General features: G+C 68.6%; 9 protein-coding genes. 7 read left to right on the top strand and 2 right to left on the bottom strand.

What is annotated here, in order from left to right; all coding sequences use genetic code 11:
* Positions 1-5 precede the first annotated feature (5 nt).
* From O3X23_RS31080 to O3X23_RS31055, 6 genes are all read left to right on the top strand, one after another.
* Positions 6-536: a hypothetical protein gene (locus O3X23_RS31080; protein WP_269275423.1), complete on the top strand. Its 531-nt coding sequence runs from the start codon at positions 6-8 to the stop codon at positions 534-536.
* 423 nt (positions 537-959) lie between these two features.
* The gene (locus O3X23_RS31075) at positions 960-2,651 is read left to right on the top strand and encodes a DUF4331 domain-containing protein (RefSeq protein ID WP_269275421.1); all 1,692 of its coding nucleotides are present in this window, start codon (positions 960-962) and stop codon (positions 2,649-2,651) included.
* Positions 2,648-3,370, top strand: coding sequence for a class F sortase (locus tag O3X23_RS31070; RefSeq protein WP_269275419.1), 723 nt, complete (start codon positions 2,648-2,650; stop codon positions 3,368-3,370). Before O3X23_RS31075 ends, O3X23_RS31070 begins: the two co-directional genes overlap by 4 nt.
* Before the next feature lie 13 nt (positions 3,371-3,383).
* On the top strand, positions 3,384-4,751 hold the full coding sequence (locus tag O3X23_RS31065) for a tetratricopeptide repeat protein (protein ID WP_269275417.1): 1,368 nt from the start codon (positions 3,384-3,386) through the stop codon (positions 4,749-4,751).
* Between the two features lie 233 nt (positions 4,752-4,984).
* The gene (locus O3X23_RS31060) at positions 4,985-6,658 is read left to right on the top strand and encodes an FAD-dependent monooxygenase (RefSeq protein WP_269275415.1); all 1,674 of its coding nucleotides are present in this window, start codon (positions 4,985-4,987) and stop codon (positions 6,656-6,658) included.
* A 439-nt stretch (positions 6,659-7,097) separates the two neighbouring features.
* Complete coding sequence (locus tag O3X23_RS31055; protein WP_269275413.1) at positions 7,098-7,787, top strand: hypothetical protein; 690 nt, start codon at positions 7,098-7,100, stop codon at positions 7,785-7,787.
* A 506-nt stretch (positions 7,788-8,293) separates the two neighbouring features.
* On the opposite strand, the gene O3X23_RS31050 is transcribed toward O3X23_RS31055, so the two are convergent.
* Positions 8,294-8,776 (bottom strand): class F sortase, encoded by a 483-nt coding sequence (locus O3X23_RS31050; protein ID WP_331283966.1) that lies wholly within the window; start codon positions 8,774-8,776, stop codon positions 8,294-8,296.
* A 235-nt stretch (positions 8,777-9,011) separates the two neighbouring features.
* On the opposite strand from O3X23_RS31050, the gene O3X23_RS31045 reads away from it, so the two are divergent.
* Positions 9,012-9,662: an ABC transporter ATP-binding protein gene (locus O3X23_RS31045; protein WP_331283968.1), complete on the top strand. Its 651-nt coding sequence runs from the start codon at positions 9,012-9,014 to the stop codon at positions 9,660-9,662.
* 232 nt (positions 9,663-9,894) lie between these two features.
* Here the strand turns inward: O3X23_RS31045 and O3X23_RS31040 are convergent, their stop codons facing one another.
* On the bottom strand, positions 9,895-10,749 hold the full coding sequence (locus tag O3X23_RS31040) for a hypothetical protein (RefSeq protein WP_269275411.1): 855 nt from the start codon (positions 10,747-10,749) through the stop codon (positions 9,895-9,897).
* Positions 10,750-11,638 lie beyond the last annotated feature (889 nt).

Raw genomic sequence — 11,638 nt, 5'->3', positions numbered from 1 at the left:
GACGTATGGTTGCCGGCTTGCTGCCCGTCACGGACCGGGCATCGATGACGAGCCGCACGGCCGGCCCGCTGTCACCGCCCCCGGTCTTGGTCGAAGCGCTGCTGCTGCGGTATGACGCGGTCGCCGGCTTCGCCTACCGCCGCTTGCTCACCGGGCTCACCCGGCCAGCCGCGCCCGATCGTGCGGCCCGTCGACTGGCCGGACTCGCCGACGATGACGACGGTCACCTTGTGCACTCCACCAGCTGGCGCAGCGATGACGAAGGGGCCATCATTTTGACCTACATCGTCCACCCCGATCCCGATCCGGATCGCCCCGCGCGCGCTCTGGCGGATCCGCACACCATCGCCCGCAGCGACAGGCCTGGTCATCCGGCTCCGTTCGACCTGACGCTTGATCATGTCGCATCTCATGCGCTGAGACATCTAGCGCTCCTGGAGAGGACCGACCCGGCGGTCGCCGCGTTCCTTGCCGCCCGGCCGCAGGCCCGGCGCGCGCTCACCCGTGTCTGCGGCGTTCCGGCTGGGCAGCTCTGATCGGCGGTCGATGTGCACGAGTCCGCGGCGGTCGGCGGGCGGTGAACTTCCCGGGGACTACCGGGTCGTGGTGTGCGTCTCGTCCGAGACTGCCTCACTCGTGCGGTGGGCGCGGTCACTGCTGCAGCGCAACCTCAGGACGGTCCTGGACGGCCCGTCCTGCGAGAGTGAGTGGGGGGTGGGTCAGCCCCTCCTCCGGGCGATGGGTTGACGGCCCCATTCGGCTCCGACGCGTTGCGGAGGGCCGAGACTCGTGGTGCTTTATGTGTAGCTTAAGCCGCATTTCGGAATCCGTGGATGGCTGCCGCCGATGATCGGCGTGCCCGACGGGGTTTTCGGTGTGGCTTGGAGCGTCCGCCGCTCACCGCCGCCCCTGACCCCGATCCGCGGGGCCGGTGTGGCCCCACCGGAAACGGATGGCCCATGCAGTCCTCTCCCCCTTCGCGTCGAAAGCCCGCCCGCACCGCCGAACGCGCACTGGCCACTCTCGGCACTCTCACCCTGGTGAGCGCTGCCGCCCTCGCCGGCCTCACACCGGGCGTCAGTTCCGCCTCCAGCCACCGGGAGGCGCCGCTGATCGCGGGCGACCCGAAGGCCGACAACACCGACGTCTACGCCTTCACCAGCCCGGACGACCCGGACACCGTGACGATGGTGGCGAACTGGATCCCGTTCGAGGAACCCAACGGGGGTCCGAACTTCTACCCCTTCGCCAACGACGCCCGCTACAACATCAAGATCGACAGCGACGGCGACGGCAACGCGGACACCACCTACACGTGGAAGTTCAGCGACCACATCCGCGACGACGCGAACCAGTTCCTGTACAACACCGGCGTGGTGAAGAACCTGGACGACCCGACGCTGAACTTCCGTCAGACCTACGATCTGACGGAAACCGACGCCCACGGGGCCACCAAAACGCTCCTCAAGGACGCCCCCGCGGCACCGTCGAACGTCGGCAAGGCCTCGATGCCCGACTACGCCTCGCTGCGCAAGCAGGCCACCGTCGCGCTGCCGGACGGCGGCCAGACCTACGCCGGGCAGGCGTCCGACCCGTTCTTCCTCGACCTGCGGGTCTTCGACCTCCTCTACGGAGGGGACCTGAAGGAGCCCGGCCACAACACCCTGGCCGGCTACAACGTCAACACCATCGCCATCAAGGTCCCCAAGAAGGACCTGGCACTGCACGGTGACGCGACCCGCAACCCGGTGATCGGCGTGTGGTCCACCACCGACCGCCAGGGCGCCGCGGTCACCGCACCCTCCTCCAAGGGCGGCGAAGGCAAGAACGGCAACAGCTCGAGCGACGACAAGGGCTCAGGAGCAGCGGTCGAGGACGGTATGCCCAAGCCCGACAAGGGCGGCGAGGCCGGCTGGCACCAGGTCTCCCGACTGGGCAATCCGCTCGTCAACGAGGTGGTCGTCCCGCTGAAGTACAAGGACGCCTTCAACACGCTGAACCCGTCCCAGGACCACACCGTGCAGCCGGTCGTGGACAAGGTCCTCGACCCGATCGTGCCCAAGCTCGTCCAGAGCATCTACGGCATCCCCGCGCCCGCCACCCCGCGCAAGGACCTCGCCGAGATCTTCCTCACCGGCGTGTGCAAAACCTGCGGGCCGATCAAGGCGGACCTCAACTCACAACTCCTCAACGCCGACGTCGACAAGAACAAGTTCACCCCGGCCGAGGAGCTGCGCCTGAACATGTCCGTACCGGTGACCGCCAACCCGAACCGTCTCGGCGTCCTCGGCGGCGACCTGGGCGGCTTCCCCAACGGCCGACGGCTCAACGATGACGTCGTCGACATCGAGCTGCAGGCCCTCGAAGGCGCCGCACAGACCGGCAAGATCGTGCCCGCCCTCGCCGCTGGTGACGCCGTGGACACCCCCTACCGCCAGCCCGGTGCGACCTTCCCCTACGTCGCACTGCCCAACACCGCAGCGGTCAACCAGGCCGACTCCCTGCAGCCCGACGGCGGGATCGGTGCGGGCTTCGGCGGCACCGCCTTCCAGAACATCCCGATCATGCCGGTGGCAGCCGTGGCCGGCGGCACGCTGCTGGCCTGCGCCGGCGGCCTGGCACTGCGCCGCCGGCGCACCGACCGGGCGTGAGCACTCCCACCCTTGCAGGCCGCCCGCCCCCCGCACCCGGGGGCGGGCGGCCCGCCCGCACCCGCTGGCTGCTGGCCGCGGCCGTCGTCGCCACCGGCATGGCCCTGGTCACAGGCGGCAGCACCGCTCTGCTGGCCCGTTCCCAACGCCATCCCGCGCCGGTCAACGTCGGCACCCTGCCGATACCGCAGACTGCCACCGCGACCCTGCCCACACCGGCCACCCCAGCTGCCCGCCCGGTGGGGATCAGCATCCCGGGCATCGGTGTCCACCATTCCCTGAGCAGTCTGCGGGTCCAGCAGGACGGCCACCTTGCTGTACCGGACGACCCCGACCAGGTGGGCTGGTGGAGCGACGGACCGCTCCCCGGCGACCCCGGCGCCGCGGTCATCGTCGGCCACGTCGACTCCGCCACCGGCCCGGCCGCGTTCTACAACCTGTCCTCGCTACGGCCGGGCGACCGAATAACCGTCGAACGCGCCGACCACTCCCAGGTCACGTTCACCGTCCTGGCGCTGCGCGAGTATCCCAAGGACGCCATCCCCGACGCCCAGGTCTACGCGACCAGCGGCCCCCCGGCCCTGCGGCTGATCACCTGCGGCGGTGAATACGACAGCCAGCAGGGCAGCTACCGCGACAACCTCGTCGTCTACGCCACACAGACCAACGCCGGGCCGGTTCACCCAACGGTCCCTGCCCCTCCCCACCCGCAGCAGTGAACCGGAGTGCGCCGTGAGCGAGCACGACTCCCAGCCCCCCACCTTCCGGCGCCCCGCGCACCAGCGGTTCCTGCCGGCCGCCGTCGCCACCGTCCTGGGCGTCGGGCTCTTCCTCGCCGGAGGCCTCGGCCTGGCACCCTGGCCCGCCTCCTCCACCGGCTACAACGCAAACTCATCCGCCGACGCCGGCCGCACGGCCGCCGATCCGCTCACTGCGCAGATCACCGGACTCCAGGAGCACCTACGGCACAAGCCCGATGACGCGACCGTCCTTGCCACTCTGGGAATCGACTACGTCCAGCAAGCGAAGACCACCGCCGACCCCACGTACTACCCCAAGGCCGAAGCGGCCCTTCAGCGCTCGCTCACTGTGGAAAAGACGGACAACTTCACCGCGATGGGCGGCATGGCCGCCCTGGAAGCCGGACGCCACCACTTCAACCAAGCACTGGACTGGGCCCGACGAGCCATCGCCGTGAACCCGTACAACTCCTCGCTGTACGGCACACTCGCCGACGCCTACACCCAACTCGGTCGCTACACCGAGGCCGCCGACGCCGTCCAACGCATGGTCGACCTGCGACCCGGGGCTCCATCGCTGTCCCGCGCCTCCTACGTGGCGGAACTACGCGGCGACACCGCCACCGCCCGCACCGACATGCAACGAGCCCTCAACGACGCCGCCGGACCGGCAGACCAGGAGTTCGCCCACTACTACCTGAGCGAACTCGCCTTCAACAACGGCGACCCCGCCACCGGGCTCCGCGAGGCCGAGGCGGGTCTGCGAGCCGCCCCCGCCTCCACCTCGCTGCTCCAGGCAAAAGCCAGAGCCGAAGCGGCGCTGGGCCGCGGCACCGCCGCGATCGCCGACCTGACCCGGGCGGTCCAGCGCGTCCCGCAGCCCGAGCACGTCCTCCAACTGGGCGAGCTGTACCAGTCCCTCAGCCGCACCAGGGAAGCCGACCAGCAGTACGAGATCTTCCGCGCCGAACAACGCCTCTTCGCCGACAACGGCGTCACCCTCGACTCCGACGCCGCACTCTTCGAAGCCGACCACGGCAACCCCGTCCAAGCCCTGACCATCGCCCGGCAAGGCCTGATCAACCGCCCCTTCATCGACAGCCACGACGCCCTCGCCTGGGCCCTGCACACCAACGGCCAGGACAGCGAAGCCCTCACCGAATCCGACCAAGCCCTCGCCCAAGGCACCCGCAGCGCACTGTTCCACTACCACCGCGCGATGATCCAGCAGTCCCTCGGCAACCCGACCGCCGCCCGGACCGACCTCACCACAGCCCTCGCCATCAACCCCCACTTCAACCCCTTGCAGGCACCCCTCGCCCACAAAGCCCTGACCATATTGGCGAAGGTCTCATCCTGATTTCGCCAGGGGGAGGCACGGGCCTGGTCAGTTGGCCCGGAGCGAGTGCGTAGGGTGCGGGCGGCGATCGTCTGTGGTGGTCACCGGTTGCCGGTGCGAAGCGACCTCGAGCGCCGCGCCGTCGACGGCGGGCACAACGGCGATCTCGACGCTGATTGTCTCCAGCAGGCACGGCGCGGCCTGGTGAAGCAAACTTGCTCGTGAACCAGTCCGGACGATAGGGGAGCCTGATCATGGCCGATGTCGACGTACTCGTGGTGGGCGCCGGCCCTGTGGGCCTGACGGCAGCGGCCGAGCTGCGGCGGCACGGCGTGGACTGCCGCATTGTCGATCGGCTGGCCGTGCCGGAGCCCCATGCCAAGGCCATCGGTGTCCTGCCTCGCACGCTGGAGGTGTGGGACGCCATGGGTCTCATCAGCGGGGTGCTGGACGAAGCGGTGCCGCACCTGGGCCAGTTGGTCTTCATCGACGGCAAACCTCGCCCCAACGTGGAGCTGACTCTGCCGCCCGACATCTCCTACTCCTTCGCCACGCTGCCGCAGTGCACGACCGAGCGGCTGCTCGCCGAGCATCTCGCGCGCTTCGGCACGGAGGTGGAGCGGTCCATCGAGCTCCGTTCGGTGGAGATGCGCCCGGATGACGTCGAAGCCGTCCTCGCGCACGCCGACGGCCGGATCGAGCGGGTGCACGCCCGCTACATCGTGGGCTGCGACGGCGCGCACAGCCTGATCCGCAAGGCGGCCGGACTGACCTTCGAGGGCGATGCGCTCCCCGAGCAGTTCATGATCGGTGACATCGAGCTCGACTGGGAACTGCCCGCCGGCTACAGCATGAGGTCCGTGAACCTGGACGCGAACGGTGAGATGGACGACATGCTCGTCTGCATCCCGATGCCGGGCGTCCGGCGGTACTGGCTGTCGATGCTGCGCCCCGGCGCCCAAGTCGGCGGCGAAGACGGCTCGGACGCGGCGGACGGGATCGCCCTCGGCCAGGCGGAGGGCCACGGACCGGACCTCAGCCAGATCCAAGCCGTGCTCGACCGGCTGTCCCCGGAGGTGACGACCGCCTCCACGCTGCGCTGGTCGTCCGCCTTCCGCACCGGACACCGCCTGGTGGACCGCTACCGCAACGGCCGTCTCTTCGTCGCCGGGGACGCCGCGCACATCAACCCGCCGATCGGCGGGCAGGGTCTGAACACCGGTGTGCAGGACGCCTACAACCTCGCCTGGAAACTAGCCCTGGCCGTCCGCGGTCTGGCCACGGACGACGTGCTCGACAGCTATCACGCCGAACGTCACCCGGTCGCGCGGGAGGTGCTCGACCGCACCGTCCGCCATGCCCGCACCGTCCGCCAGGCCGGCTCCGGCCTCATCGGCAACGGGGACGACGCCGAGATGATGCTGCGGCGCCAGGCCCAGCTGCTGGTCGCCTACCCCGACAGCCCGTTGGTCCAGCGGCAGGCCGCAGACAGCACACCCACGGCATGCCCCGCCCCCGGCGACCGGGCACCGGACTGCCGTGGCCTGCTGAGCGACCTCGCCACCTACCCGCGGCGGCTGTTCGATCTGCTGCGCACCCCACGGCACGTGCTGCTGCTGTTCGCGGGCCCGGAGCACGCCTCCGGCGAGGGCGCCACCCGGCTCGAGGCCTGTGCCGTGCAGGCGCAGCGCGCCGCCCACGGCTTGCTCGACGCCTATCTGGTCACGGCTGCAGACGTACCGGCGGACGCTCGCTCGGTCGGCCTGCGCCCGCCCCGCGTGCGCGACGCGGCGGGCCAGTTTCGCGACGCCTACGCGCCGCGTGACGGCGAGGCCCTCCTGATCCGCCCGGACGGCCACCTCTCCGGACGCTTCCACCCGGCCGTACCCGAGCACCTGACAGCGCACCTGCGCCGAACCTTCGCCTAAGGAATCATCTCAGTTGGCGATTCGGCGGTAGCAGATGAGGGTGCAGGCGATGCTGGGCCGCGTGGGCCCGCCGACCCAGCACAGATGAAGTGCGCTCGACGGTGATGGTGCAAATCTGCCTCGTTCCCAGGCCAAGGTGGCTCGAACCACCCTCTGAATAGTGGTGGAGTCTTGGGACTGGCCTGCAGTACCTCCTCGCGTAGAGCGGCCGGGGCGGGCAGGACGACTGGCTGGCGTGCTTTGCCGTGCTCGCGTCAGGACGCTCGTGGGTTTGTGTCAGCACTAGCCCCTTTTGTGCCACATCTGGCGTCATCGCCCCGCTATCTGGGTACTACGACCAACAATGGGCCGGTCGTTCGGGGAGCAGGTTCACACCCTGGGCTGCCTGGCCTGGGACTGGTGCATTTGCGCTTGCTGCTCGGCGAGAGAGGGACCAGGGATGGGCGCACGCTTTCCTGATCTGAGGGATCTTCGTCTTCTGAGCGAAGGAGAGCGCGATGTTCTGCAGAGCCTGAGCCGCGCCTGCGCGGATCTGCGCGGGGAGTGGGACTCGGCCCGCGCACTGAACGGAAGATTAGCCATCCAAGTGGACCTGCTGGAGGACTCCATCACGTCCGGGCCCGCAGCGCACCACTGCCGGGCGGTGCGCGCGGCCCATGTTGCGGCAGCCGCCTACGAACGGACCATCGGGGAGATCGCCTGGCACTGTGCCAGCGCTGCCGTGGTCGTGGGCATCACGATCTGGGACCGCTTGACCTCTGGCCGCCCCCCGCTCCGCGCCCGCACGCTGGAATCGCTCGCCCACAACGAGCCCACCGTGGGCCAGTTGCGCCAAGCGTTCTCTGGACCCTATACACGCCTCATGGCCTTCCGGTGCGAGGGGCCCTGGCGATCTTCTGGGCTAGAACCGGACGAACTGCTCGGCCTACTGGAAGCAGCGGCCTTCAATGTCACTCACACCGCGTCAAACAGCCACGATCTGGAGCAATCTGCTGCCGCCACCTTCCGGCTGGCGGCAGCATCACCCCCCGACATCGATGCCTTCTGGGCCGACCTTCTGCCACCGGTGCTGCATCTGGCACAGGCCGTCCCGTTTGCGATCGCGCAGCGGCGTACACCCAGAAGCTGACGTCACTTCAATAGGGCAGCAACCACAGATCGAGGCGTAGGCGAGCCGGACCGGCGCGGGTTCATCATGTTCCTGGGCCGTCGGCACTTGGGGCTTCCTGCAGTTGGTCGCGGCACGCTCACGTCCGACTCCCTGGGGAGTCCTGACCGCGAGGGTGGGGAATTGCGTGACGCTCAGCCAGCGGAAGTGGGGAATGGCGTGGCCGTGACACGAGGGGGCGCGTAGGCGCTGGGGCGCACGGGTGGTAGACGGCCACGCCGTCTTGCGACGGCGGGGCGGCCTCGGCCACGGGCCGGGCATGCTGCGTGAGTTCTCTCCATGCCGTGGTTCCATCGTGAAGCGTGGCCCGTTGCGGACGGTCGGGATACAGAAGGTCAGTCTTTGCCGCGCGTGGGCATAACAGCGGGGCGCCGCCTGCGGGTCTGCGATGGGACCAGCAGTGCGGGAAGCCCCCCGATCGCCGGAGGCTTCCCGCAGTGCGCGACTTTTCGTGGTTTCTTGAAGGGTCAGTGGGTGGAGGTGAGGGAGGCGTAGACGACGTTGGCGGTGTAGTGGTGGTCTGCTGCGGAGTAGTCGCCGCCGCAGGTGATGAGTCGCAATCCGGCGTGGTCGAGGTTGCCGTAGACCTCGACGGTGGGGAACTTGTCCTTGGGGTAGCGCGCGATGCGCTCCACCGTGAACACCGCCGTGGTGCCGTCCTGCCGGGTGACGTTGACGATCTCGCCCTTCTTCATGGCGCCGAGTTTGAAGAAGACGCTTGGGGTCTGGTTCCAGGTCACGTGGCCGGCGATGACCGAGGGACCGAGTTCACCCGGGGTCGGGCCCGGGGTGAACCATCCTGCCTTGTCCGGGTCGCGCGGCGTCTGCATCGCCCGGTGGGCGTCGAGCCCGAGACTCTCCAGCGAGGAGTCGACCTTGAGCGAAGGGATGGTGATCCTTTCGGGTGCCAACGCCTTGAGGACGGTGCCGCGCACGGGGGCTTGGGTCATGGTGTGACCCGTATGCGCGCTGTGGTCTCCCGAGGAGTCTTGGCCGCTCTGCTGCGTTGTCGCTGCTGAGCGAACGCGATCAGCCTGGGGCGGGGCGGGCTCTTGGCGGGCCAGACCCACCGCGATCAGACCGACCGCTGCCACCGTCAGCACTCCCGACCCGATCAGTAGGAACCGGCGCCCGAACATCCGCCCGGAGCCGTTCCCTGGCCCCGCGTCCTGTTGATCCTGCTCGCTGCGCGGGGATTCACTCATCTCCGGAGCTCCTACCGACCGCGACCAGGTCTTCGACCAGGTCGCCGTCCTGGCCCAAGACTTCCCCCGCTGGCCCATGACCGCCCGCACCAACATCCACATCGGACGCTCCGACCAGCCCCTGAACCAAGACCTCATCGACCAAGCATGCGGCGAAGCAGACGCCCTGGAAATGATCAGCACCCTTCCGCACGGCTGGGACAGCCTGGTCGTCCAAGGCTTCGAACGAGGCACCCAAATCTCCGGCGGCCAATGGCAACGCCTGGGCAGCGCCCGAGCCCGCTACCGCCGCGCCCCGCTGTTGATCGTGGACGAACCCACCTCCGCGCTCGACCCGAAGGCCGAGGTCGAGGCGTTCCAGGCGCTGCGCTCCCTGACCGGCGACGGCACCACCGTGCTGCTGATCACGCACCGCCTCGCCGCGACAGCCACCGCGGACCTGATCTACGTCCTGGATCACGGCCAGCTGATCGAACAGGGCACGCACGCAGACCTCATGGCGCTGCCCGGTGGGCACTACCGGGCCTTGTATGAAATCCAGGCAGCCCAGTACGGGGCCAGCCGCCCACTCAATGGCGTACCGCACCCAACCCGTCCCGCTTCGGCCGACGCAGAACTTCCCGCTCCATGACCGCGCGAACGTCCTGTGCATGGCATTCGCGTTCGGAAGCCCGCATCTCACCCTTTGCGGAGACCGAGTGAACCTCGACATGATCCAGAGCAACCCTCGAACCGCCGGAGCAGCGCCGCCTGAACAACCGCCCAGCCGCCAAAAGCTCAAGGAAACTGGTTCTGCTCCTCGATGGAGTGACCGCCCCCGAAACGCGCGGCCGGTGGACGCAGCCGCCCTTAGGATCCGCGCGTCAGCCCGAAACGAGTCGCCGCCACCCGGTCGGGCTGCTGGCCGCTGCCCGGCGAAGATCTGCGTACCGCACCACGGACCGCGGGCCCGGCGCGCGCACCCAGACGGGAGCTCCGACGATGATGCGCTGGGTGCCAACGAGAGCACTCCCTCCATCGAAGCGCCACCGCCCGCGGTCGAGAGTGACGTCGGAATAAATCACCGCCAGCCACTCGACGTCAATGGCGTGGCCCAGAGTCCATCGCCGTGTCCATGGATCTCCGCTAGTGCCGTCCTCGCCACGCTCTCGATCTCCAAGCGCGATCTCTAGCGCCTCGACTGCCAACCCTTGATCGTCCCATTGCGAGGTGTTCCGCTGGCCCCGGCTTTCAAGGAGTTCGGCGACGGCATACCAGGCGGACGAGGAACTCCCTTCGAGCGCTTCGCCGGGGCGGAAGTCGGCGGCATTATCGAGGCTGCCAAAGAGGCACAAGTCCACCCGTTGGCCAGAATTGCTTTGTATCCGAGTGTGGAGCACCACGCCTTTGTCGCGGGCCGGCCCGTCAGTGAAAGCGGAGAATGCGACCTTGCCCAGCCCTCTAGCGAAAAGTACGGGGTACTCCTCGTCGTACGTGACGGCGGTCTGCTCGCGCAAAGCCGCCGTGACCCGGTCGGCCACCTGCCGACGGCTACGCTCGCGAACTTCTGAACGCTGGAACCCGAGCGCTGGAAGTGGGATGCCGAACATCGAGCCCGGCGTGCCGGCCGTTGCGATCCGCCAAGAGCGTCCGAGTCGGAGGCCGTTGTCGCGTTCGAGTGCACGGATCTGGCGCTCCGACCAGTACCGATACCTGGTCATGTCGTTGCCTCGTCGCACTTTCACCTCCGTCGGGTGCGGCGAGCCTACCGAGGCCCTGCTCTTGGCACGAGGCGCCGAGGTCCGACGGAGACGTCGGCGCTGAACGCGCACTGCCCGTCCTGGGAACCTTGGAACGCATGGAGGCCGGGGGCAGTACGCGGATCTGCATCCCTGTGCCCCGCGTCCAGCTCGATCACATCCTGGGCGACAGCTAGAAGGCGAGCCGGGGGCTGGCACTGGCGGCACAGCATCGGCCACACATCCCGAACGGGCCGAAAAGGTCGGCAACCGCCTGAGCGCTGCCCTGATGGGGCCTGTTCGGCGGCCGTGCTTTCCGCGCATTCGCCAACGGCAGACGAGAAAGGGCCCCAAGGAACTGGAACCTCCTCCGGGAGCATGTCAACGTACAACATCACCGAAAACACCAGGTCAGCGGAAGGGCGGGTCTCCGGGCAGCGCGCAAGTCCATCGGTTGTGTCTTCCCCTTCGCCCACCTGCCTCGTCGGAGGCCCGGACCCGGGAGACCACCTGTCTGACCCCATACTCCGATCCTTGCGCTTCGGCGCCCCAGTCCCATTCGCCCTTGGCTCTGTCAACGCATGGACCGTCATGCAAAGCGAGGACCATGGCGTTTTGTCCACCGGACTCTGCTTGTGTGTCTGTGCGGCCGGTCTCCTCTCTAAGGACCTACTGCTACGCGGCCATCACCGCGACAGCGCTGTCCTTGCACACGTAGTTGCTCCCCCTGAGGCGACGACCCGTCAGGCCGCTAAAGCCATCGGCGCTCGCGAGCAAGTCGTGGCCCGCAACCTCCAACGGCTCACCGATGACGGTTACCTCGTCCTGGTGACCGACGGCGAACCGCTGGCCCTCCGGTCGTATCGCCTGGCCTCCTGATAGTCCGGCG

It is taken from the genome of Streptomyces sp. H39-S7 (assembly GCF_027158205.1).
In the GTDB taxonomy this organism is placed as follows: domain Bacteria; phylum Actinomycetota; class Actinomycetes; order Streptomycetales; family Streptomycetaceae; genus Actinacidiphila.
The sequence above is the reverse complement of the archived record's forward strand: the minus strand, read 5'-3'. Positions and strand labels throughout refer to the sequence as shown.